The organism is Clostridium sartagoforme AAU1 (assembly GCF_000401215.1).
GTDB classification, from domain to species: domain Bacteria; phylum Bacillota; class Clostridia; order Clostridiales; family Clostridiaceae; genus Clostridium; species Clostridium sartagoforme.
In genome coordinates, this window is record NZ_ASRV01000147.1 from 1 (window position 1) to 24,540 (window position 24,540).

General features: G+C 26.3%; 22 protein-coding genes and 1 pseudogene. 5 read left to right on the forward strand and 18 right to left on the reverse strand.

The window, feature by feature from the left end; genetic code table 11:
- Positions 1 to 4: 4 nt before the first annotated feature.
- The 5 genes from A500_RS11405 to A500_RS11425 all read right to left on the reverse strand — a co-directional run bounded on the left by A500_RS11405 (position 5) and on the right by A500_RS11425 (position 4,293).
- Positions 5 to 895, reverse strand: coding sequence for a UDP-3-O-(3-hydroxymyristoyl)glucosamine N-acyltransferase (locus A500_RS11405; protein WP_016207741.1), 891 nt, complete (start codon positions 893 to 895; stop codon positions 5 to 7).
- Between the two features lie 21 nt (positions 896 to 916).
- Positions 917 to 2,026, reverse strand: coding sequence for a glycosyltransferase (locus A500_RS11410; protein ID WP_016207742.1), 1,110 nt, complete (start codon positions 2,024 to 2,026; stop codon positions 917 to 919).
- Positions 2,027 to 2,054: 28 nt separating this feature from the next.
- On the reverse strand, positions 2,055 to 3,077 hold the full coding sequence (locus tag A500_RS11415) for a glycosyltransferase family 2 protein (RefSeq protein WP_016207743.1): 1,023 nt from the start codon (positions 3,075 to 3,077) through the stop codon (positions 2,055 to 2,057).
- 62 nt (positions 3,078 to 3,139) lie between these two features.
- Complete coding sequence (locus A500_RS11420; RefSeq protein WP_083935693.1) at positions 3,140 to 3,577, reverse strand: glycosyltransferase; 438 nt, start codon at positions 3,575 to 3,577, stop codon at positions 3,140 to 3,142.
- Entirely contained in the window at positions 3,574 to 4,293 is a 720-nt protein-coding gene (locus A500_RS11425) for a glycosyltransferase (RefSeq protein ID WP_016207745.1), read from the reverse strand. Before A500_RS11425 ends, A500_RS11420 begins: the two co-directional genes overlap by 4 nt.
- Positions 4,294 to 4,598: 305 nt before the next feature.
- Between A500_RS11425 and brnQ the strand changes: the two genes are divergently transcribed.
- The gene (brnQ, locus tag A500_RS11430) at positions 4,599 to 5,870 is read left to right on the forward strand and encodes a branched-chain amino acid transport system II carrier protein (protein ID WP_016207746.1); all 1,272 of its coding nucleotides are present in this window, start codon (positions 4,599 to 4,601) and stop codon (positions 5,868 to 5,870) included.
- Between the two features lie 468 nt (positions 5,871 to 6,338).
- On the opposite strand, the gene A500_RS11435 is transcribed toward brnQ, so the two are convergent.
- The 11 genes from A500_RS11435 to A500_RS11485 all read right to left on the reverse strand — a co-directional run bounded on the left by A500_RS11435 (position 6,339) and on the right by A500_RS11485 (position 17,363).
- Complete coding sequence (locus tag A500_RS11435; protein ID WP_016207747.1) at positions 6,339 to 7,364, reverse strand: hypothetical protein; 1,026 nt, start codon at positions 7,362 to 7,364, stop codon at positions 6,339 to 6,341.
- Positions 7,345 to 8,241 carry an ABC transporter ATP-binding protein gene (locus A500_RS11440; RefSeq protein ID WP_016207748.1) on the reverse strand — a complete coding sequence of 299 codons (897 nt, stop codon included), beginning with the start codon at positions 8,239 to 8,241 and terminating at the stop codon, positions 7,345 to 7,347. The genes A500_RS11435 and A500_RS11440 overlap by 20 nt, the downstream gene beginning before the upstream one ends.
- 1 nt (position 8,242) lies before the next feature.
- The gene (locus tag A500_RS11445; RefSeq protein ID WP_016207749.1) at positions 8,243 to 8,626 is read right to left on the reverse strand and encodes a GntR family transcriptional regulator; all 384 of its coding nucleotides are present in this window, start codon (positions 8,624 to 8,626) and stop codon (positions 8,243 to 8,245) included.
- A gap of 21 nt (positions 8,627 to 8,647) precedes the next feature.
- Positions 8,648 to 9,274 (reverse strand): hypothetical protein, encoded by a 627-nt coding sequence (locus A500_RS11450; protein WP_016207750.1) that lies wholly within the window; start codon positions 9,272 to 9,274, stop codon positions 8,648 to 8,650.
- A gap of 151 nt (positions 9,275 to 9,425) precedes the next feature.
- Complete coding sequence (locus A500_RS11455; RefSeq protein ID WP_016207751.1) at positions 9,426 to 10,829, reverse strand: O-antigen ligase family protein; 1,404 nt, start codon at positions 10,827 to 10,829, stop codon at positions 9,426 to 9,428.
- 7 nt (positions 10,830 to 10,836) lie between these two features.
- On the reverse strand, positions 10,837 to 12,039 hold the full coding sequence (locus A500_RS11460) for an ABC transporter substrate-binding protein (RefSeq protein ID WP_016207752.1): 1,203 nt from the start codon (positions 12,037 to 12,039) through the stop codon (positions 10,837 to 10,839).
- Positions 12,040 to 12,228: 189 nt separating this feature from the next.
- Positions 12,229 to 13,311, reverse strand: a complete 1,083-nt coding sequence (locus A500_RS11465) for a Gfo/Idh/MocA family protein (protein ID WP_016207753.1) — start codon at positions 13,309 to 13,311, stop codon at positions 12,229 to 12,231.
- Between the two features lie 14 nt (positions 13,312 to 13,325).
- Positions 13,326 to 13,931 (reverse strand): sugar transferase, encoded by a 606-nt coding sequence (locus A500_RS11470; protein ID WP_016207754.1) that lies wholly within the window; start codon positions 13,929 to 13,931, stop codon positions 13,326 to 13,328.
- An 18-nt stretch (positions 13,932 to 13,949) separates the two neighbouring features.
- Positions 13,950 to 15,818: a polysaccharide biosynthesis protein gene (locus A500_RS11475; protein WP_016207755.1), complete on the reverse strand. Its 1,869-nt coding sequence runs from the start codon at positions 15,816 to 15,818 to the stop codon at positions 13,950 to 13,952.
- Positions 15,819 to 15,930: 112 nt separating this feature from the next.
- Entirely contained in the window at positions 15,931 to 16,275 is a 345-nt protein-coding gene (locus tag A500_RS11480) for a polysaccharide biosynthesis C-terminal domain-containing protein (RefSeq protein ID WP_040436798.1), read from the reverse strand.
- A 2-nt stretch (positions 16,276 to 16,277) separates the two neighbouring features.
- On the reverse strand, positions 16,278 to 17,363 hold the full coding sequence (locus tag A500_RS11485; protein ID WP_040436799.1) for a lipopolysaccharide biosynthesis protein: 1,086 nt from the start codon (positions 17,361 to 17,363) through the stop codon (positions 16,278 to 16,280).
- A 179-nt stretch (positions 17,364 to 17,542) separates the two neighbouring features.
- On the opposite strand from A500_RS11485, the gene A500_RS11490 reads away from it, so the two are divergent.
- Positions 17,543 to 18,385: a polysaccharide deacetylase family protein gene (locus A500_RS11490; protein ID WP_016207756.1), complete on the forward strand. Its 843-nt coding sequence runs from the start codon at positions 17,543 to 17,545 to the stop codon at positions 18,383 to 18,385.
- Positions 18,333 to 19,319 (forward strand): hypothetical protein, encoded by a 987-nt coding sequence (locus tag A500_RS11495; protein WP_016207757.1) that lies wholly within the window; start codon positions 18,333 to 18,335, stop codon positions 19,317 to 19,319. Before A500_RS11490 ends, A500_RS11495 begins: the two co-directional genes overlap by 53 nt.
- Positions 19,320 to 19,347: 28 nt before the next feature.
- Here the strand turns inward: A500_RS11495 and A500_RS11500 are convergent, their stop codons facing one another.
- Positions 19,348 to 21,210 (reverse strand): cell wall-binding repeat-containing protein, encoded by a 1,863-nt coding sequence (locus A500_RS11500; protein WP_016207758.1) that lies wholly within the window; start codon positions 21,208 to 21,210, stop codon positions 19,348 to 19,350.
- A gap of 209 nt (positions 21,211 to 21,419) precedes the next feature.
- Between A500_RS11500 and A500_RS11505 the strand changes: the two genes are divergently transcribed.
- On the forward strand, positions 21,420 to 22,973 hold the full coding sequence (locus A500_RS11505; protein ID WP_016207759.1) for a cell wall-binding repeat-containing protein: 1,554 nt from the start codon (positions 21,420 to 21,422) through the stop codon (positions 22,971 to 22,973).
- A gap of 87 nt (positions 22,974 to 23,060) precedes the next feature.
- Positions 23,061 to 24,059, forward strand: coding sequence for an LCP family protein (locus A500_RS11510; protein ID WP_016207760.1), 999 nt, complete (start codon positions 23,061 to 23,063; stop codon positions 24,057 to 24,059).
- Between the two features lie 85 nt (positions 24,060 to 24,144).
- On the opposite strand, the pseudogene A500_RS11515 reads toward A500_RS11510, so the two are convergent.
- Positions 24,145 to 24,540, reverse strand: a pseudogene (locus A500_RS11515) (IS5/IS1182 family transposase); the annotation flags it as partial.

Genomic DNA, 24,540 nt, shown 5'->3' on the forward strand with positions numbered 1-24,540 from the left:
TTTGTTATCTAATACTTTTTATAAAATCTATATATTTGTCATGATTAATTGCAAAATTCCCAGAAACTTTACTATTTTCATTTAAATTTCTTGTGACAACAGCCCCAAGACTAACACTTGAACTATTTCCAATTATAAGCCCATTGGAAACAGTTGCACCTATACCAAACCAACAATCATCTCCTATTATAGTTCTTCCACCTATTGTTGTTTTAGATGTGATAAAGCATCTCTTACCTACTTTTACAGCATGAGCTATATGAACAAGATTGTCTATTCTACTATATTCACCAATTATAGTATTATCCCAAGGATAAATCGCTTTATCTATGCAAGCAGAATATTGAATCTCAGTATTTTCTTGAATTATTACTCCACCAATATGAGTGACTCCAATTGTTTTATTATTATATCTCTTAAATTCGTAGCCTTCTCCACCAATTACAGTATTCGCTCTAATTATGCAGTTATCCTTAATTGTAGTATGCTCACGAATAATTACATATTCTTCTATTACTACATTATTACCAATTTTAACATTCTTATTACTAATAATTGCAGTTGGAGAAATACTACAATTTTCTCCTATTTCAGTTTCAAAATCCTCTCTTTTATAATCTTTATTTTCAATTAACTTATTATGTAAATTGAAAAAATCTATTCTCGGAACATCTGAGGTTATAACACCAATATTTTCTGGAATATGAATTGCCATTTCTTTTGTAGTAATAACACATGAAATACTTTTGCTTAATTGACTTAAAAATTTCTCACTTTCAATAAATGATAATAATTTTTCATTTGCTTCAGAAATATTTAATCCTAAAGATGAAAATTCCCCATCTCTAAAAAGTTCAAAGTTATTTTCTAAAGCTAAAATTTCACTTAATAACATATAGCAGCCTCCCTCAATTCTCTACTTTAATACTTTTTTATATAATTCTAATAGCTTCTTTTCCTCTCTATCCCACGAAAAATTATTAATAAAGCTTTCTTTATTCTCTTTACCTATAATCTCTATTCTACTTCTATCCTCTGAGAAATATTCAATTCCTTCTTTAATACTATTAATATCTAAAGGATCCACATACTTTCCTACATTTCCGAAGAACTTTTTCCAGAATTCAAAATCAGATAATACCAATGGTTTTTCACAAGCCATATATTCAAGTACCTTTATTGGAATACTTTCTTTATAATTTTCAGTAGGATATAAAGTACACATTCCTAAATCTGCTGCTTTGATATATGAATAAACATCTTTGACAGGAAGTGATCCAAAATATTTACAATATTTATATCCTTCCAAACTCATACATTCTTTTTTTAGCTCTTCACTTTCAAAAGGTCCTAATATCCAAAGTTCAACCTTTCCTAAGAAAAGTTCTGTTACTTGTATAAGTTCCCTAATTCCTCTAATCTTAGTAATAGACCCAACATAAATTATAACAAATTTATCATTATTCTCTCTTTTTATTGGTTTTGCATTTTCTATTACATCTCTTATTGCAAAATTCTTTACTGAAATACTACTTTTATTATCAAACTTAGCTGCTAATTCATCACTTGCTGCTATAATTGCATCAAAACTTTTACTTCTATTTTTTTCATAAAAGTTATAACCCCTAGAAATTATTTTTCTTATCCATATAGGACCTAAATAACTTTTAGCTAAAATTTGCTTTGGAACATCTTCATGAACATCATAAATTACTTTCTTTCCTTTTTTCTTTAATGCCATACCTAATTTTATTAGTTCTGGATCATGAAAATGATATAAATCTGCATCTAATTCAATAGCTTTATCTAAGGCTATTCTACTTTTTTTAAAAAATCTATGTAATCTACCAGTATTATTATAATCTAAAGCTTTTATATTAGTTCCATATAACGTTTTGTCGTGATTTGAATTTATTATTAAAGAAACATCATAACCTGCTTTACTTAAACTCTGACACTCCTTTAAAAGTATTCTACTATCATTTTCTTTATGTGCAGTAGAAATATGACAAATTTTATTTTTCATTATTTATCTCCTTAAAATAATTTCATGTTTATCTTGAAATCTTTTTATTATTTTCTTCTAATCTTTTGCTTTTAAAAATATAAAAATTAACTATTCCTAGTATAAATCCAATACCATAAGATATATGTAATATTGGGAAAGTAACAAATAAATATGGGAAATGCTTCAAGCTTTTCTTATTAGAAATTTTAAAACTAAATACACAATCTAAAATTAAATATAAAAGAATAGTTGAAAAATATCCTGTTCTAATTATATTAGAAAAAATACTAGCAACTCCGCCCAAAATTAAAAATAATACAAACATAAGTGGTATTAAATGTCTAATTGAAGCTGGTTTTTTATGTTTTTGTATTACTCTAACCTTCCAAAATCCATATTGATAATATTGCCTCCACAATTTTTTAAAATCACCTCTACTATAATAAGTTGATTTTATTTTTGGAGTTAATAAAATTTTCTTTCCAGACTTTTGAACTCTAAAATTCAATTCATCATCTTGATTTCTTACTAATTCTTCATCAAAAGCTCCTATATTAATAAGAAACTCCCTGTTGTAAGCTCCAAAACCTACAGTATCAACATAGCTTTCTTTATCTGCATATCTAAATAATGCATTTCCTACACCAAAAGGACAACTCATTGCTTCTGCAATAGCCTCACCCTTTATACTATCATTAATAGTTGTTATAACTCCTCCAGCACAACCAACCTCTTCATTTTCTAAAGCTAAAACATTTTCTTTTACAAAATCTTTATCAGCATATGCATGTGCTCCAAAAATTATAACAATATCAGATTTACTTTCCTTTATTCCAAGATTCATCCCTGAAGGTGCAGAAAACTTTTTATTATCTAAAATCCTAACAGAAGGATTATCCTTTATTATTTCAGAAATAATAGCCCTTGTATTATCCGTTGACATTCCATCAGCTATTAATATTTCAATTAATTCTTTTGGATAGCTTTGACTTAATAAAGAATCTACGCATTTCTTTATATAATTTTCCTCATTCCTACATGGAATAACAATTGATACCGTCTTTTTCACAATTACAACTCCTATCAAACTTATTAAATCTATAAACTATATTATATATTCTACATCTAAATTTATTTAACAATTAAATTATAAACATTTTCTAATTCTTTAACTATTACTTTTCTACTAAATCTATTTTTAATATATTCGGAAACTTCATTGCTATTAAATTTCGAATTATCATTTGCAATATTTTCCATAGCATTATAAAGTTCATTCAATTTGTCTACATTAATCATATATCCAAGGTTCTCATTAAAGAAATCCTCTGGTCCACCACACTTCGTTGCTATAATAGGTACCCCGCATGCTAACGCTTCTATATATACAACACCAAAAGTTTCATACATACTTGGCAATACAAAGCAATCAGCATTCCCCATTACAGCTGGCAAATCTTCTCTTAAAACTTCTCCTAATAAATGAACATCTTCATTTAAATTGTATTTATTAATCATTTGTTGTATATTTATTTTTTCTGGTCCATCTCCACCAATATATAGTTCTATATCACTATAATTTTTTTGAGTTTATTAAAAGCCTCAATAATAAGATCTATTCTTTTATTTTTCTTTAAATATGCTACTGTTACAAATCTAAACTTTTCTCTTTTATGATCTTTATAAACTTTAAATCCATCAGTATTAACAATATTAGGTACAACTACTATATCATTGTTTGTATAATTTTTCATTGAAGATTTAAGCTTTTCACCTACGCTTATTAATTTATTTGCATTATTATAAGATTCAGTTAAAATTTGTTTATTATAATCATTTAAAGAATTATTTAATATTGTAGATGAATGTTCTGTTATAACATACGGAATAGAATATTTATCTTTTATAACCTTTGCTGCCAACCCTCCATATAAACCACAATGAACATGGATTATATCTGGTTTGCCATACATTCTCACATATTTTTCATATAGGTTTAGTGTTTGCTTTACCCATAAGTTTACACCAAGGAAATTTCTCATCATCAATATATTCCATCCATGTAATCTTACAGTGTTTACACCTTCTTCATCATTAAATGTAATTTGAAAATGATTTCTTTTAAAATTTTTATAATTAATATTAGTAATTCTTCTAGTTTCACTATAAATTACCCCTACTTTATGTCCTCCATCTTTTAAGGCAAGAGCTTGTTCTTTAAAAAATATACTTCTTAAAGGCTCTTCTTTAGTAGGATATCCAGAAGGTAATATTAAAATATGCATAAATTTCTCCTTTTAACTAAAATTAATAAGTATAATTTATTAAATATTATAACACATAGGAGCCTTAAAACAATAAATGAACTTATATTTTTAATCACTTAATATTTATTATCTGTATAGCTTTTAATTGAATAATTTATAGTATCATGTTAATATGAATAATGCATATTAACATGATACTATAAAACTTATAAATTATAGTTAGTTATTCTAAATTTTCTTATTGTTTTATATATATTTTATATAAACTAAAAATGTATTTTAACTTTAAGTTTACACTATATTTATATGGAGGAAATAAAATAATGAAAAAAAGCACAAAAGATTCTATTATTGTTGGCTTTGCCTTATTTTCAATGTTCTTTGGAGCAGGTAATCTTATATTTCCAGCCTTCCTTGGAAATAGGATAGGAAGCGAATATTTATTAGGTATTATAGGATTTATTACTACTGGAGTCGGACTTCCACTCCTAGCTATCTTTGCTTGCTCAAAAGGAGATGGAACTTTTGAAACCCTTTCAAATAAAATAGGTAAAAAGTTTTCAATAATAATTACTGCTGCTCTATTTATAACCGTAGGACCTCTGCTTGCAATTCCAAGGACAGCAGCTACTACTTTTGAACTTACAATAAGCCCCTTTTTCCCTAGTGTATCTCCATTTATAGTTATGACTATATATTTTATAATAAACTTATTTTTTGTTTTAAAAAGTACTTCTATAATTGATACACTTGGTAAATACTTAACACCAGCTTTAATAATTTTACTTGTAATTCTTATTACTAAAGGATTTTTTATACCTATTGGAAATATAGTTGAAACTGATGCTATTAATGTTTTTCCATCTGCTTTGCTAGAGGGATATCAAACAATGGATGCTATAGCTGCTCTATTATTTGCAGGTATAATAACTGATTCATTAAAAAATAAAGGATACAAAGATAATCAAATGTCTACTATGATATTAAAATCAAGTTTTGTTGCAATTATTGGGCTTGCTTTTGTTTATGGAGGACTAACTTATATAGGTGCTCAAACTGTCAACTTAGCATCAAGTGATATTGGAAAAACTACACTTCTAGTATTAATAGCTAAAAATATACTAGGTCAAATTGGCCCTATAGTAATCGGAGTTGCTATGGGTCTTGCATGTTTGACAACATCTATTGGATTATTAACATCAAGCTCAAAATTTTTTGAAAGAGTATCAAAGGGTAAGTTACCATATAATTTAAATGCTATTGTTATATCTATTATTAGCTTAGCAATCGCAACTCTAGGCGTTGATAAAATAATAGTTTTATCAATTCCAATACTTAATATATTATATCCTGTATCAATTACTTTAATTGCTACTACTCTTTTATCTAATATATTAAAAAATATTAATGCTATAAGATTTGGAGTTTATACTTCATTGATTTTTGGAATACTCTTTGAAATTCCTTTGATTAATTTAAGTTTTATTCCACTTTCAAATCTAGGATTTGGATGGGTACTTCCTACTATAATTTCAATAATAATAGGATACGTTATTTTTTCTCCTAGAAACAAAAATGCTATACAATTAGACTAAGCAAAATTTCTAGTTAGAAGTTCATAAAGCACAGTTTACAGCTTTTTATTTTTATAAGTATTAGGGAACATGGTTAAGTATAAAATCGATAATTAAAATTTGAGGAATATTTAATTAAGTATATACTTAATTAATGAGCTTCATTCTAAATTATAACTGAGTTCAATCTATATAAGTATCTAGTGATTAATATTAAAAACCTTGATTTGTTTTTTCATAATGTAATTTTTATGAAAAACAAATCAAGGTTTTCCTTATTTACTATTTAACTTTAAAAACCCTAAAATCTATTCCCCTTTACCTGCTAGCTGTTACTTGTTCCCCAAACTCAACTGTGAACTAAAAAACTGTTACCTGACACCTATCACCTATTACCTCTATTACCTGCCTGTTACTTTATAAAAAAACTGTGAATTGTGCACTATGAACTAAATAAATTGCTTTGCAATTTATAACTAACGTTAACTATTATAAATAGTACTTTTCCTTTTTAGATCTCTTGAATTTTTTCAATAAAATATGACTTATAAATGACGTTATTATAATAATTATTATTCTTAACAAAAATAACCTTTTTTCAAATAAAGAATTCTGAAAATAGAAATCATTAATTAAATTGCTTAAATATGGCGCTATTATTATTCCTATAAAGGTTTTTAGCATAAACTCAGCAATCTTCTTAGGGAAATTAAGAATTATTCCTTCATTCATATGTTCTACTAACATATTATCTGTTAATCTTTTTGCTATGAATATTAAAATTACTCCTGTTATTATAAAGAAGGCCGATATGGTAATTATTTGTAATTTACTCATACTATTTCCTATAGGAACTCCATTTAGATATTCCATTATCCCATTATATACATATCTTATTCCTTTATTTTCGTAATTAATATAGCTATAAAGCCCTGATTGTAAATTTATCAATAAAGCAATAAAATATATAAATATAAATATTCCTGAACCTATTAGATAATATGTATTTGCAAAAATTGAATCCAACAATGCTAATCCACCTATTGTAATAGTTGATATACTAATTATTCTAATTACATCTATAGAAATACTTTCATTAAAACTTCCAATATATCTAATAATTTCAGCATTTTTTATTACTCCCTGTCCTATAATAATTAAATAAGCTATTAAATAAAGTATTGCACAAATTATTATTAGTATAAGTTCCCTTTTTCTTATATCTAGTCTTGAAAATGGTCCAGATAATAAGGTTGACCACTTTTTTCTTTTAAACATTCCTACTATTATTATATAACAAATTATTAAATATAATATTAATATAACTACACATTCAAAAGAATAAATAAGATTATGATTGTATCCATTATAAAGATTTTCTCTTAATCTCCAATTAAAATATTCATCAATAATAATTTTAGTAATTAGAAATGTACCTACATATGCTATAGCTAAAGGAAGGATTATTTTGGCATCTCCTTGATAAAATAAACTTTTATTCAAATATTTCTTCATAATCGCACTTCCCTCCTAATCTATGTATAAATATTTCTTCAAGACTTAAATCTATTTCTTCCATAAATAAAGGCTTAAATCTATTTAATTTTTCCTTAAAGTCATCATTGTAATTTTCTGTTATAATAGTAAATACTCTTCCAACTTGTGAAATGCTAAATATACCTTCTATATTTAAATCTTCTTCATAAACTGGCATATCAAATGCCACCTGAATCTTCTTTATATTTTTCTTTATATTTTCTAATGAATTATAATATTCAAGTTTCCCATCATTAAGTATCATTATATCATCACATACTCGTTCAAGTTCTCCTAAATTATGCGAACTTATTATAACTGATTTTTCTTTACCATATACTTCATTCATGATTATTTTCAAAACATTTTCTTTTAAAATAGGATCCAATCCTGATGTTGGTTCATCTAACACTAAAACTTCACACTCTAATGAAAATGCAAGCATTAAATTAACTCTCATTTTCATACCTTTAGATAATTGTAAAAATCTTTTATTTAATGGAATTTTAAAAAGTCTATTAATCTTATAAAATTTATCTTCATTAAAATCGGGATATATAATTTTATAATAATTTATTATTTCTTTTAAGGTTATTAAATAAAAACTACTGTGCTCATCTGGAACAAAAGCTATTCTTCTCTTTATTTCTGGATTATCATAAACTTCTTTTCCATTTAAAAAGGCATCTCCATAGCTTCCCTTGTATACCCCAACTATTCCTCTTATTAAAGATGTTTTGCCCACTCCACTTGGCCCTACAATCCCTAAAACCTTTCCTTTATCCAAAGAAAAACTTATATCTTCTAATATCTTAGTATCTCCATAATTTAAGGAATAGTTTTTCAATTCTAACATATTATATTCCTCCTCTTATTTCCTTAAATCCTTCACTTAACAATAAAATCAAATCATTTTCTTCAATTCCTAGGTAATTAGCTTCTAATATTAATCTTTTTATATCTATAATTAATTTACTCTTCTTATCCTCTGAAGCTTTTTTCTCGTATTTGTCTGATACAAATGTTCCTTTACCTTTTATTGTTTCTACAATATTATCACTTTCAAGTTCTCCGTATGCTTTACTGACAGTATTAGGATTTATAGTTAGTATAGTTGATAACTCCCTGATTGATGGTAACTTATCTCCTGGTTTCACTATACCTTTTAATATAAGTTCTTTTACCCCAATTATAATTTGTTCATAAATAGGTGTACTACTTCTTGAATCAATTATTAACATAAGCTCACCTCACCTAAAAAACTATTTATGTTCTATAGTATAATAATCAACTACATACCCATCTCCCTCATCTATAACTATTAAATAAAAATCTATTAATGTGACTACTTCTTCGTTAGACATTTTTTCCTTATATATTTCATTATATGATTTATATATTCCCTCTTTATTCACTGTTCCGTCTGAATTCACAAAAACTTTATCTACTTCATTATTATAAATAACTGAAGCACTTAATTTATAAGTTCTGACTTCCTTTGTTTTAGGATAATTTGGTATATTCTTAAAGGATTCTTCATAATTCACTCTTAGATTTCCTAAATTCTCTATATTTACTTCACTTATTTCATAACTTAAAAATATTGGTATTTGTTCATTAATGTATTTATTTGAATTATAATCATTTAAATATAATCTATATCTTCTTGATATACTTTCAAGAAATTCTTTTGGTGTAATATTGTAGTATCCATTTCTATTTTTAACCACTTCATAACTATTAGCATATCCAATAAAATTAGTTATTGCTTCTTCTGGAGTATCGTATCTTACTTGTTTATCATATATTTTAGTCTTATCTCCAAATGATGTTATTATAATAAATATTATGATAAGTCCACTTACTGCTAAAAGTGTAGATTTTTTCATATAATTCCTCCCTTATTTAGAAAATAAAAAAATACTAAGTGTATTACTCAATGTAGTACACTTAGTATTATATGGAATAATTTGTTTTTTAACAATTATTATTTTCTTAAGATGTAGAAATTAATCTTAAAGTTTTCTTAAGATTATTTTATTAAATTTTATTTATTGACTTTGAATTATTCATGTTTATTATTATCATTCCAAATAATATCCATAACATATACGTATTAGTAATTACCCCTTTATGGTTAAACTGTATTCCCGTAGTTACTCCTATAAATATAAATAATATTAATGAAACGAATATCCCTCGGTTTTCCTTATATTTCTTAATGCAATTTTTAAATTGAATTGTAAAAATTCCTAATACTGAAATTAATGCAAATATTCCAAGTTCTACTCCAACATTCAAGAATAAATTATGGGCATGTTCCATTGAATATAAAGGAGCAACCATATATTTTCTTATATCAGCATCTATACTCATGTATGCATTATCCGCATTTAATCTATAATTTTCATTAAAGTTTCCATACCCAACCCCAAAAATGTTATCTAAAATTATATCTTTACTTGTAATTATAGAAAGAACTCTTGCTGTATTTGATGTATTTTGTAAGAAATGCCCTGAACTATCTCCACGTCCCATTATTTTAGGTAACATAAATGGTGATATTAGTGTTCCAACTATAACAATTGCTATAAATATATATCTATATTTCTTACTAAATAGAATCAATATAATTACTAATCCTAAAGATAGCCATGCTCCTCTTGAAAATGTTATAAATATACATCCAGCCTGCAAAAGTATAGATAAAATTAAAAAAATATTTTCTGAAACTCTATTTTTTTTATATAAAAGCTCATTTAGAAGTAATGGAAATACCATTAAAACTACATTAACAAATATATTTACATTATGATATCCAAAGGTTATTAATTCTCTAGAGGACTTTATAGTTTCAATATTTAATCCTATTCCTACTACTTGTAGTAACCCATATAAACAACTAAAATTTATGGAAATAATTAATGAGTATACTATTCTTTTAATATCTTGTTTATTAAAAACTGCTATAACTATAGATGCCACTAACATAGGTATTAATATAGATGTTGTTGTTAATTCTAAAGATAATATAAAATTAGTTGAGAAAAAACAACTTATATAGCTTGAAATGCAAAATAAAATTATAAAATAAGATAAGATCTTATTTTTCTTAAATAATTCGTTTATCTTCAATTTTATATTTTTATAATTACATAAGAATATATATAAAATAATTATACTTTCAAAATTTAACTTCATTATAAATAAATCTATATATAAAACTTTTCTTGCCGTTACCAGTATAGGCATAGATATGATAAATAAGTATACACATCTTTTTATATCATTCTTCGCATTTATCAAAATATATAAAGTTATAATTAATGATAGTGTAAATGTAAATCCATCTTTTATACCAACTAATCTAATTGATAATAAAGCACATACTATTACAAATACACTCATTAATAACCACTTAAAATAATTTTTCTTAATATTCATAGTATTATTACTCCTTATACTTATCTAATTGAATATCCTTATTTCTATCATTATTATTAATAAAGTTATTCATTTCAGTTTTAAGATTCATTATACCATTTTCAATATCTATTTCACCTTTTATCATAGCAAAAATATAACTCTTAACTATATTGGAATTCCCCACTAATACTTCTGTAGGATCTTTTAGAGAATGATTGTAATCTTTATTATCATTTAATCCGTCATACATATCTTGATTAAGATAATTATCACTAAAAGTTGCAAAGTTATTGTCATTTTTCTCCAAATAAGCTGTTGTATCTTTACTTAATAACCATTCATAGACTTCCTTAACTGCATCATAATGCTTTTCCTTCATTTTAGCCTTTTCCTCTGATATATTTTCTTCTTGATGATTTGCTATAACTAATATTCTTGGATAAGTATAATAGTATAATTTCCCGCTATTTTTACTAGCAAAAGGTATATTACTAAATCTAACATCAATTCCCTCTAACCTATCCCTAATACTATATTTTTGATAATAATTAGTTATCATCATTGCTGATTTTTCACTTTTAAAGTTGTTAAATATCTCCTCTGTAGTCTTATCTTCAAAATCTAAACTTATAAGATTTTTATCATACATTTCTTTAAATTTTTCAACAACCAAAGTTAATCCATTATAATCATATTCTCCTGTTTTATAATTCCAAAATGTAGGATAAGTAGAGTTTTCTGATGTTGCTGATGTTCCTAAAATACTAAATATATCATGTATATAATTTAGCGATAAATCTAATGGAATTATATTAGGGAAAGTATTTTTTATCTTTTGCTGCATATATATAAGTTCATCTAATGTACTAGGAATAAAGTTTGATGATATTCCAGACTTAACTAATACTTCATTATTATACATAATTTTAGGCATCGCAGAGCCATACTTTATACCAACTATATCATCATTATATAAAAAAGTAGAATTATCAGTAATATTTGATATATCAATATTTATTTTCTCTAACGGTTGTATGAATTCTTTTTCTAATAGTGTTTTTTCAGAATATTCAAATATGTCAATTTTATTATCATTTGCCAATTTTGTATATAGTAGATTTGTATAATCAGTACTATTTAGTATTAAATTTATATATATATCATCGTTATTTGCATTATATTTTTTTACAACTTCACTTATTCCTTCTGTTATTTCATTCTTTTTCAATAATATTGTAACAATTTCTCTATTTTCATCACTTCGATTAATAAATTTATATCCTTTATATAAAAAGCAGTTAATATTATTAAAAATACTATTATCGTAAATCTTTTATTTTCTTTTATAAAACTCTTCATATTTTTTACCTTTCATATATTTGAATAAAACTCCGCATAAAAGCGGAGCTTCAATAAATTATTTCATATCTAATGTTGAAAAATTATTAAATGGAAAACTAACAGGCATTCCTGTTTTTCTTGATTTATATGCAGCTAAAATTATTGATAAAGGTACTATAGCATCTTCTCCACTTACATATGGTTTTCTATCTTCATTTACAGCTTCTATAACATCTCTAAACAAAGGAGTATGCCCTTTACCATACACACTATCTATTTCAACTTGCAAATCTTTTTTAACAGATTCTTCATCTTCACCTTCAAATCTCCAAGTCTTAAGCTCGTTTACAGCAAGTCCGCCTATTACAACAGTTCCCTCTGTACCAAATACACTTAATGTTTCTTCTAAGTTCTTTGGATATACTACTGCACTTCCTTCTACAATTCCTATAGCTCCATTTTTAAATCTAATTACTATAGCTCCAAAGTCTTCAGCCTCAATTTTATTTTTAAATGTATCACATTCTGCATAAACTCTTTCTACTTCAGATCCAATCATCCATTGTAGTAAATCTATATTATGTATGCATTGATTCATTAAAGTACCACCATCTAAATCCCAGGTACCTCTCCATGGAGCTTGCTTATAATAATTATCATCTCTTCTCCAAAGAATCCTAGCTGTTCCATTCATTATTCTTCCTAACTTTTCTTCTTCTACAACCTCTCTAAGCTTTTGAATTGGTTTATTAAATCTATTTTGATGTGCAACTGATAACTTAACATTATTTTTCTTTGCAACTTCTATCATTTCATTAGCATCGTCTATAGACATAGCCATTGGTTTTTCTACTATTACATGTTTTCCTTTATTCATACAGTAAATAGCTATTTCAGCATGATATCCACTTTCTGTTGCTATAGTAATAACATCTATATCCTCATTTTCAATCATTACTTTATAATCTTCATAAATTCTAACCTTTAAAGATGAATCATTCATTTTAGTTAAGTATTCTTCCTTTTTAGCTTCTGCAAGATCAAGCTTTACATCACACGTTGATACTAATTCTGCAGCATCTTTATTTTCAACTAAACCTTCTATATGCTTATATGAAATTCTTCCACAACCTATAATCGCAAATCTTAGCTTTTTCATTTATTTAACCACCTTTATAAACATTTTATTATTGTTTTAAAAATTAAAGAAATATCAAAAATCAAATTACTCTTTTCAATATATTCTAGATTTAACTTAAGTTTATCTTTCATAATTACATTTATATAGTATTCTTCTGGATTATCTACTTTTCCTAAAATATCATTTTCATCTTTATATCTTAAAGAGGCTAAATCAGTTATACCCGGTCTAACCTCAAGAACTTTTCGTTCTGATTCTGTGTACATCTGAACATATTTAGGAACTTCTGGTCTTGGACCAACTAAACTCATATCACCCTTTAAAACATTAAATAGTTGAGGAAGTTCATCTATTTTATATTTTCGTAAAATTGATCCTACATTTGTAATCCTATTATCTTTCCCTACCGTAATTTGCTTTCCAAGTTTTTCAGCATCACTTACCATGGTCCTAAATTTATAGATATAAAATGGGATTCCATTTCTCCCTATTCTTTTTTGCAAAAAAAGAATATTTCCCTTAGAATCTATTTTTATTGCTATAGCTACTATTAAAAGTACTGGTGATAATATCAATATACCTAACATAGAAGCTAAAAAATCAAATATTCTTTTTATCAATTCATTACACTTTTTCATTTTCTCTCCCTTTGCTCTTTAGTCAACTATTTCATTATTAGTTATTGCCACTTCGTTAACTTCACTGGGTTCTTTATAGGTTGGTACTATTTGTTTTAATTTTTCCTTTACCTTTTCTTCATCATTTTCTTCAAGTATATCTTTTAGATCCGATAACTTTTTACTTAAATTTTCAATACTATCAAAAGTTGGTCTTCCTATATATATCTTCTTATGATTCGTATTTAAAAGACCTTCTTCACTCATTAATAATTCCTCATATAATTTTTCCCCTGGTCTTAACCCTGTAATTTTTATTTTTATATCCCTATGAGGTTCTAATCCTGATAACTTTATTAAATCCATTGCTAAATCATAAATTTTAACTGGTTTTCCCATATCTAAGACAAATATCTCTCCCCCTTTAGCAAAACCACCTGCTTGAAGTACAAGTTGTGCTGCCTCCGGTATAAGCATAAAATATCTTGTTATATTTTTATGGGTAACTGTAACTGGTCCCCCATTTTTTATTTGTTTCTTAAATAATGGAATTACAGAACCATTACTACCCAATACATTTCCAAATCTAACTGCAACAAATTCCGTTTCACTAATAGTATTGTAAGATTGTATTATCATCTCACATAATCTTTTAGTGGCCCCCATTATATTAGTAGGATTTACAGCTTTATCGGTAGATATAAGTACAAATTTTTCTACACATTTTATATGAGATATATTAACTAGGTTTAAAGTTCCAAAAACATTATTTTTAATTGCTTCTTTTGGACTATCTTCCATAAGTGGAACATGCTTATGGGCTGCTGCATGAAATACCACATTAATATTATATCTATTAAATATTTCTTTTAATCTATCTTTATCTCTTACAGATCCAATTAACACTTTTATATTTAAATTAGGATAGTCATACCTTAATTCATTTTGAATGTCATAAACAGTATTTTCATATATATCTAAAAGTATTAAGAGTTTGGGTCCAAATTGAACTATTTGTCTACATAGCTCAGAACCTATAGAGCCTCCCGCACCAGTAACTAAAACTATCTTATTATTTAAGTACTCTGATATACCTTTATTATCTAAAACAACTTGTTCTCTTCCAAGTAAATCTTCTAATTCAACATCTTTTATTTTACTAACAGTTGCCTCACCGGATATTATTTCATAGATACCTGGTATTATTTTTATTTTACAGTTAGCTTTTTTGCAAATCTCTAAAATTTTTCTTTTATTTTCATTATCTATCGAAGGTATTGCTATTATAATAGTATCTATTTCTTGTTCTTCTGCCAATCTTATTATGTCTTCTCTTTTTCCTTCAACCTTTACTCCACTAATTCTTTTACCTTGTTTAAAATCAGCATCATCTATTAAAAGAATTGGATTTAATTTAAGATTTCTTCTTGAAAGCATCTCATTAATAATCATTGTTCCTGCAGAACCTGCACCAATTATCATAACCCTTTGTTGATCGTTGGAATATTTATATGGAACATATAATAAAGTTCTTCTATAAACTCTATATAAAACTCTATATCCAAGAACTAATATACATGTAAGCATAGTACCAATAACACAAACATTTAAAGGTATAGTAGCTCCTATATTTCTAGTATATAGTATAACTAAGGCTCCTGCTAAAATACCTCCTCCAGCACCTAATAAAAATTCATCGGTCCCTGTTAAATGCCAAAGAGAGCTATACATTTTAAAGGATATAAAACATATTAAATATATAATTGTAACCGCTAATACATCATTTTGATATATTGTAGCTATTTCAGTAAATCTCTCATAAAAAGTAATATTTATTGATAATAAATATGCCATATTAACCATAAAAATATCTATTATTACTAATATAACGGTTCTTAGCTTATTCATAAATTTCTTCTCCCAATATCTATTTTATTAATTCCATTTTTCTCTTAACTTCTACAATTATACTACTAATACCAATATATTGTCCATAATACTAATCTTCATTAATTAATTATTAATTATTTGTTTTATATTTTAGTATTGACTTTACCATAGATAAAATATCCCTAATAACATTTCTATACATAAATATTACTATTCCAGAACTTAATATAGTAACTATTAATATCAAAGTATTAAATCTGTAAATACTTGATATGGTAGCTAATACATAAACAGAAATTACACTTATAAAAAACTTTACATATTTTACTTCTATTTTATAAAACCTATTACCAAAATAAGTTCTAGTTAAAAAGAAAATAACATAAGCTAATCCTGTAGAAATGGCAGCCCCTTTTGCTCCTAATGACGGAACTAAAATTAAGTTTCCTATTATATTAGCAACTGCTGAAGCCACTGCTATATAAATATGATATTTAGTATTTTTTTGAAATTAATTCCTAAAACAGTTGTTTCAGATATTGTATACATAATTGGCATTAAAACCAAGAATGGAAATATAAATTGAGCTCCTTCATATTTATTTCCTAGTATTATTATTAATAAATCCTTTGTAGCTATTAAACCTATAGCTATAATAATCATAAAGAATGATACAATTTCATTAATATTACTAAAAAATCTTCTGTCTTCAGGATTATTAGCATATTTATCATAAGCAACTGGAACCCAAAAAGTTGTAAAGGCCCCTTGTACAGTGTTTAATATAGAAATAATGTACATTGCCCCCCCATATAATCCAAGTTGAGTATAATCACTGAAAAGCTGTATTGATATTCTATCTATCGATTGAAAAACCCAAGTTATAGCCATTGAAAAAATAAATGGTGTTCCATATTTAATTAATTCTTTAGTAGAAGTTTTTAACTTATCAGTTTTTCTACGGCTCAACCAATCTTTTCTTTCAGTTAAAACCGCAATTATTACCATAACCAGATTTGATAAAACAGTTGATAAAACTAAAGTTATATAATTATTTCTAAAAACATAAAATAGCAATACAATGAAAATAATAAATGCTATTTTATTAATAACACCAAGCATTGAATATGTTTTAGCTTTTTGTTTCATTCTAACATTGATCATAGCAAAATTACTTATTATACTAACAAAACTATGAAACGCAAAAATAACTACTAATAAAAAAGAGGTTTCTTCAACCATGTAATTTGAAACTTGCTTATAAAAAATTAAAAGTAGTATTCCTATACAAAAATTTAATAATACAGGAACCTTTATAGCTCTTCTCAATAAAAGACCCCTACCATTTTCATTTTCCTCATTAAAATATCTTACATACGCTTGGTCTATACCCATAGTTAAAATAAGTACTACTAAACTAGTATAAGTTATGAATATATCCGCTCTTCCCTTCTCATATGGCTCTAGCATCCTTGAAACAATAGGTGTTGAAATCAAACCTAAAATCATTACTAATCCGTTTCCTACAGCAAATTCTATAAATTTTTTTAATAATACACTCATTTATTCACCTGTCAAACTTTTATTTTTTTATTTTTATATAATTATAGCATATGATGTTTAATTAACAATAAATAAACCTTATACTTTTCTTAAATTTTGATTACAATTATCGACTTAAATATATATTTGATATATAATTATTTATGCTTTAACTACCAAAATATTAGGGGGAAAATACTATGAAAATAATTGTATCTCATGATGTCGATAATCTAACAAGAAAGGAGCATAGCAAAGATTTAATAGTAATTAAGATGATAATTCGTGCATTTTTAGAACTATTTTTATTTAGAATAAATCTCTTCACATTTTCTTCTAGATTATCCTGCATTATAAAAAATAATTTTACAAATATAGATGAACTAGTGAAATTTGATGTAAAATATAATACAAAAGCTACATATTTTTTTGCAACATCAAATGACAATACACTAGCATATAAGGCAGAAGCGCCTAAAGTATATGTACAAACTATAATCAAAAACAACTTAAATGTAGGAATACATGGAATAGCTTTTGATGATATCCAAAAAATGAAAGATGAATACATTAGATTTACTAAAATTCATAATATTAACGATATTGGAATTAGAATGCATTATTTAAGGAAAAATAACAATACATTTTCTTATATGAAAAATATTGGTTATCTTTTTGATACTACTGAATACTCCCCAGAACTTAAACAACCTTATATTACAGATGAAGGTTTAATAGAAATTCCTTTTCATGTTATGGACAGTTATTTATTTCAAGATAAAGGCCTTCAAAAATATAACTTGAAATATGCCATAGAATTTACACAAAAAATTATTGATTCAAACTATGACAAAAATATTGTCTTTAATATAAATCTACACCAAGAATACTTTTCAAACGGGTGGAAAGATTGGAAAGATTGGTATATATGGCTTGTTACCTATTGCCATAGTAAAAAAATAGAATTTATTAGTTATCAGGAGGTAGTAGATGAACTTACAGCTAAACAAAATAGATATAAAGAACATATCCTTACTAAGTAAATGGGATCAGTTTGTAGATGATTCACTAGAAGGTACATTTTATCATAAAAGCTACTGGTTATTAAACAATATTGGATCAAACTATAAAAGTGCTCAAAAGTATGAATTATACTATTTATCAGATGCAAATGGAAACTGGATTGCAGCATTTTATATTCCAACAGCAAAAAAATTCGGGATTAACTTTATAGTTATGCCTCATATGACTCCTTTTGGCGGAGTTATGATATCTGCTATTATTCATAACTTAACTATTTCTAAGAAGATATCAAATATAAAAGATATCAATGAAATATTTATAAATGAATTAAAAAAACAAAAACTTCTTTATTATAGCTTTTCACCAGAACACAAAGATGTACAACCATTTATATGGAATAAATATATAACTTCAATAAGATATACCTATAGAATAAATTTAGTAGATGAAAAAATATTATGGAGTAATCTACAAGAAAAAACTTCGGTGAATAAAGGGAATAAAAGTGACGTAACAGTAAAATGGGGATTTACTGAATATTTAGATACTTATTTTGAGTTAAATGATAAAAGTTTTAGTAGTCAAAATATTAGCAACTTTGATAATGCCCTTACAAAAAAACTTTTAATAGAATTGAATAAAAATAATAACTGCATTATAGGTATTATATGTGATGAAAATAATAAAGAAATTGGTGGATGTGTTTTAGCTTATGATAATAAGAGAGCTTATTATATAATGGGTGGTATATCTAGAGAAAATAACTTTGGAATGTCTTATTTGCTTTGGGAAGCTATTTTATATACTAAAAACAAATTAAAACTTCCTGTATTTGATTTCGAAGGTTCCATGATACCATCAATTGAAAAGTACTTTAGAAAATTTGGCGGAGAACTAGTCCCATACTACTCATTAAATAATATATTACTAACAATTAAAAATCATATAAAATAAAAGCTATATCAATGATATAGCTTTTATTTTATCTTATAATATTAACGCCTAGATTGTATAACACACTATCACTTATAATGCCTTTACTTCCTAAAACATATAGGTTTTTAATATATGGCCTACTTAATGCTATTACGTTTTTCACTTCTTCTTCAGCATTATTTAAATTTGATAGTACTACAAATCCACTATTTTTTCCTGCTAAAGCTGAAACAGATAGAGCATCTGGAAAATCTAATCCTGAAGCAATATATAAATTGCTAAGTTCTAATTCTCCCTTAAACCTATTGAATATTGTTTTGTTAGTTTCATATCTATTTTTCCCGCCAAGTCTTTCTACATTTTTTAATTTACTTGACACATTATCAGAAACAGCTCCACTAGAACCTATTACATAACTCTTATTTATGTTTAGAGATTTCACATAGCTTAATACTTCATTAGGTAAATTATCTTTTTCTGTTAAAAGTATTGGTGTATTTCGCTTAGCTGCAATAGATGATATGGATAGGCCATCTGCAAAATCTAGTCCACTTACTATAGCAATTTCTCCTGAACTATTACCTATTTCTTTAGCTATGGAGATTGAAGTTTCATACCTATTGCTTCCACCAAGTCTTTTACTACTTATTCCTTGTGCTGAAAGCTCACTTTCAAATGATGAAGGTATAACTCCAGTTCCCCCAACTAAAAAAACATTCTTTATACCTTTTGATTTTAATAAATTTAAAAGAGATGGTTGATTTTTCAATGAAGTATTTTCAACTAATGCTATAGGTGCATTATACTTAGCAGCTAAAGGAGTTGCACACAAAGCATCTGGATAATCTAATCCTGGAGCTAAAATAGCATACTCTGAGCTACTCCAACCAGTTTTAAATAACTCATAAGATGTTTCATATCTATTATTTCCATATAGCCTATTAGCTACTAAAGGATTACTTTCATATAAGTAATCTAATGCTCCATCCAACATAGCATTAATAAGTTTTTCTTGATAACTCCAATTTTTTAAATTATTAGCTTCATTTATATTAGTTAAAAAACCACATTCTACTAGACTTGCCGGCATATTAGTTTCTCTAACCACATGGAAATCTTCCCATTTAGCTCCTCTATTCACAGCACCAGTATAACTAATTAACTTACCTTGCAACTTTTCTGCTAAAAGCTTGTCTATATCTTTTTTATAAAACGTTTCTATTCCTGAAGCACTTACAGCTCCTGCAGAATTAATATGTATTGAAATAAAAATATTTGGGCTTGCATTATTAGCGCCTTTACTTCTATCCTCTAGTGATACATATACGTCTGAAGTTCTGCTCATAATTACTTTTATACCATTTGCCTCTAACTTATCTTTAAGTCTAAGTCCAAGATTCAAGGCTATGTCTTTTTCAATTACACCATTACCTTGAGCACCAGGATCATATCCCCCATGGCCAGGATCAATATAAACTACATATTGTGAATTTGATCCTAATGATGACATACTTAAAGATCTAGCACCTACCTTTTCAATAGAAACGTAAACTTCTTTTATATAATATTTTTCATCTTTTCTACCAACTACAAAAGTAGTACCTTCTTTTACTCCAGTTAATTTACTATTTACAATTTTAACTATTTCTTCATTTTCTGAATTCCATTCTATCCCACTATATTCCTCTGAATCAGAAAGTTTAAGTTCCTCTCCAATGTATATATATAATCCATCTTCGAAAACTACATTTTTTTCTCCATACTTTTGTACAATTCGCTTTAATTCTTGTTCTACTTGATTTGAATTGCCCCCATCAGCTCTTGCACTAGTATAAGATATAGGCAAAATAAATTGTAGAATAAGAGTAAGTGCTATTAAATAACCTATGAATTTTAAACTTCTCTTCAAAACCTCCATCCTTTCTTTCTATTTTTTATTTATATTAAATTTTACATAATATTATTATATCGTATAAATATTTTTACTTCAATAAACATAAATAATAAAATTAGGAAATAATTCTATAGTTTATGTAAATTTTACTATAATATCCTATAATATGATATAATTTATATTATTTATATTATTTATATTATTTATATGAATGGAGTTTTAAAATGAAAAGGAAATTTTTAAAAACCTCAATATTTTCACTATCTTTTTTCTCTGTATCAACTTTTGTTGTACAAGCATTCCCAATAGATTATATTGCAGGAAAAGATAGGTATGAAACCGCAGCATTAATTTCAGAAAGATTAGATTATTCTACAGCTATATTAGTGAATGGATTGTCATTAGTTGATGGACTATCAGCCAGTGGATTAAGTGGATGTTTAAATGCACCTATACTATTAACAGAACCTAATAGTATCCCTTTATCTACATTAAACAGAATTAAAAATACTTCTACTATATATTTAGTTGGCGGTTACGGAGTTATATCTACTGAGATAGAATCCCAACTTAAAAATCAAGGAAAAACTATCATAAGATTAGGAGGGAAAGATAGATTTTCTACCTCTTATTTAGTAGCAGATGAAATTGATAAAAGAACAGGAATAAATGAACTTTATTATGTAAATGGCTTAATAGGAGAAGCTGATGCTATGAGTATTGCTCCTGTTGCAGCTAAAAATGGGAATCCTATAATTCTAACAGATGGAAAAAGTACTAATTATACTAGAACTGTTAAATCATATGCAATAGGAGGTCTTGGTGTATTAAATTCATTTTTTGATAGCTTTGCTGAAAGATTAAATGGGCAAAATAGATTTGAAACAAATAATAATGTTATAAATAGATTCTTTCCAAATAAGACTCATATAAATTTAAGTAAGTCAGAAGAGCTTATAGATGCATTAACTGCTTCAGCTCTAAAGGATCCTGTTGTATTATTGGATATTAATTCAGATAAATCTGTAATTGGAGGAGCAAAAAGCGCTACTGTTTTTGGTGATATAAACCAACTTGCTATTAATAGAGCTAAAAGTTATCTATTTAATGATACAGTTGTATTTTATTCTCAACACCAAGATGATGAAACACTATTTGCAGGTAGTGCTATAGTAGATGCAATTAAGGCTGTGGGGGCTAAAAATGTATATGTTGTTCTTATAAGTGATGGTGATGAAAGTGGTGTGTTTAATGATTATAGGTATAACAATCTTAGTCTAGAAAAAAAGACTGCACTAAGAAACACCGAATTTAGAGCTGCTACATCACAATTAGGAGTACTAGAAAAAAATTTAATCTTTTTAAATCAACCTGAAAAGAATATAAATGAGAATGTGATAAAAGACATAATTATAGACTTTGAAAATAGATTTAGTAACGTTACTCATGTTACTCATAGTTATAAATATGATTTTCATGAACAACATCTAAAAACAGGTAACATACTATATAATTTGTATAAATCTAACCAAATAAAAGATTGTAGGTTCTTTGGAAGAAAAGAGCTTATGCCTACTATAAATAATAGAATGTTAATTGAAAGTATTTCTGATAATAAAAATGAAAAAGATAATATTTTAAAAGCTTGCTTTGAGTATAAGCTTGATAAAGCTGATATGGTAAGAGAAGGAATAGGATATAAGTCTGTATCTTCTTTGTTTGATAATCTTATATCTGATCCATTAAATATATCTTATCTTCATGAACCTGGACTTTGATATATAAATATTTATTACATTTATGTTACTAAATTGCAATACATCTTATGTTTATGATAAAATATTTTCTTGAAAGGAAGTGTAAAAATGTCACAGCTTGAAAATAATAAATCTAGAAAAAGAAAAAAGAAGAAGAAATCTTTAGGATTTAAGATCTTCATAGGCTTTTTATGCGTAATACTTGCAATAGCTATAGTCGGTGGAGGCTATGTAATAGGTCTACTAAACAAAATGGATAATATAAAACTAAATAAAGATAACTTAGGAATTGTAGAAGATGAGTTTAAAGAATATGATAATGTAAATAAAGTAAAAAATATAGCTCTTTTTGGTATTGATGCAACAGATGGTGAAACTGGTCGCTCAGATTCAATTATGATAGCTACATTAGATCCTGTACACAATAAACTTAAAGTAACATCTGTTATGAGAGATTCTTATGTGTCAATAGATGGCCATGGACAAGATAAAATAAATCATGCTTATGCCTTCGGAGGACCAGAATTAGCAATTAAAACATTAAATGAAAATTTTGGTTTAAATATAGAACACTTTATATCAGTTAATTTCTCTTCTTTACCTAAAATAATAAATATTTTAGGTGGAATTGATCTTGAAATAACTGATGAAGAGCTTCAATATATTAATGGCTATATTAATGATATAAATGCAAAAGATGGTACAAATTCATCCCATATAGGTTATTCTGGAGTTCAGCATGTAGATGGTACCCAAGCTCTTGCATATTCTAGAATAAGATATACTAGCGGTGGTGACTATGAAAGAACGCAAAGACACAGAACAGTTCTTGACGCTTTGTTTAATAAATTAACAAGTACTCCAGTATCATCATATAACTCACTATTAAATGAAGTACTACCATATGTTCAAACTAACTTAAACGCTGCTGATATACTTTCACTTGGAACAAAAGTACTTGGAATAGGAAATAACTTAGAACAAGATAGATTTCCTAGAGATGGATATGGTGAAGGTGCAATGATAGATGGTGTTTATTATTTGACTTTTGATAAAGAAACTATTAAAAAGCAGATGAGAGATTATATTTTTAATGATGTAAAATAAAATTGTATAAATAAAAGGAGCTGTCGCATTAGTGGATTAAAATCCGTTAGCGATAGCTCCTTTTTCTATTCTATAAATTAACTTTTTAAGTGTTATTTTTATTTGCATGTAAATCAGACTTTCTTTGGCGATTAAACTTTTTTGATGTCTCAAGTCTTTTTACTCTTTCTTCCAAAGGAGTTTTACAATTATTCCCTTTGATGCAGCTACCCTTGTAAGTGCAATCATTGCAATCTTCACAAACATAAATTGTCTTTTCACTTTCATATCCTGTCTTAGATTTTCTAATTTTTATATTTTCAGCCTTTAACTGCTTACCATTTCGACATATGTAGAAATCTTTTTCTTCATTGTAATCCATGTTTTCTATTTTACCGATATCATTTTTATATTTTCTTGTTTTTGATATTTCATAATTAGATGGCTTAATAAATGCTATTTGATTATTTTCTTCAATAAATGAATAGTTCTCCTCGCTTTC

Bases quoted from the DNA above. Each gene is read 5' to 3' on its own strand.
- A500_RS11510 (WP_016207760.1), top strand. From the start codon at position 23,061: ATGTCACAGCTTGAAAATAATAAATCTAGAAAAAGAAAAAAGAAGAAG.
- A500_RS11455 (WP_016207751.1), bottom strand. From the start codon at position 10,829: ATGAATATTAAGAAAAATTATTTTAAGTGGTTATTAATGAGTGTATTT.
- A500_RS11465 (WP_016207753.1), bottom strand. From the start codon at position 13,311: ATGAAAAAGCTAAGATTTGCGATTATAGGTTGTGGAAGAATTTCATAT.
- A500_RS11440 (WP_016207748.1), bottom strand. From the start codon at position 8,241: ATGTTAGAATTGAAAAACTATTCCTTAAATTATGGAGATACTAAGATA.
- A500_RS11425 (WP_016207745.1), bottom strand. From the start codon at position 4,293: ATGCATATTTTAATATTACCTTCTGGATATCCTACTAAAGAAGAGCCT.
- A500_RS11410 (WP_016207742.1), bottom strand. From the start codon at position 2,026: ATGAAAAATAAAATTTGTCATATTTCTACTGCACATAAAGAAAATGAT.
- A500_RS11405 (WP_016207741.1), bottom strand. From the start codon at position 895: ATGTTATTAAGTGAAATTTTAGCTTTAGAAAATAACTTTGAACTTTTT.
- A500_RS11490 (WP_016207756.1), top strand. From the start codon at position 17,543: ATGAAAATAATTGTATCTCATGATGTCGATAATCTAACAAGAAAGGAG.
- A500_RS11435 (WP_016207747.1), bottom strand. From the start codon at position 7,364: ATGAAGAAATATTTGAATAAAAGTTTATTTTATCAAGGAGATGCCAAA.
- A500_RS11450 (WP_016207750.1), bottom strand. From the start codon at position 9,274: ATGAAAAAATCTACACTTTTAGCAGTAAGTGGACTTATCATAATATTT.
- brnQ (WP_016207746.1), top strand. From the start codon at position 4,599: ATGAAAAAAAGCACAAAAGATTCTATTATTGTTGGCTTTGCCTTATTT.
- A500_RS11470 (WP_016207754.1), bottom strand. From the start codon at position 13,931: ATGAAAAAGTGTAATGAATTGATAAAAAGAATATTTGATTTTTTAGCT.
- A500_RS11445 (WP_016207749.1), bottom strand. From the start codon at position 8,626: ATGTTAATAATTGATTCAAGAAGTAGTACACCTATTTATGAACAAATT.
- A500_RS11495 (WP_016207757.1), top strand. From the start codon at position 18,333: ATGAACTTACAGCTAAACAAAATAGATATAAAGAACATATCCTTACTA.
- A500_RS11485 (WP_040436799.1), bottom strand. From the start codon at position 17,363: ATGAGTGTATTATTAAAAAAATTTATAGAATTTGCTGTAGGAAACGGA.
- A500_RS11505 (WP_016207759.1), top strand. From the start codon at position 21,420: ATGAAAAGGAAATTTTTAAAAACCTCAATATTTTCACTATCTTTTTTC.
- A500_RS11475 (WP_016207755.1), bottom strand. From the start codon at position 15,818: ATGAATAAGCTAAGAACCGTTATATTAGTAATAATAGATATTTTTATG.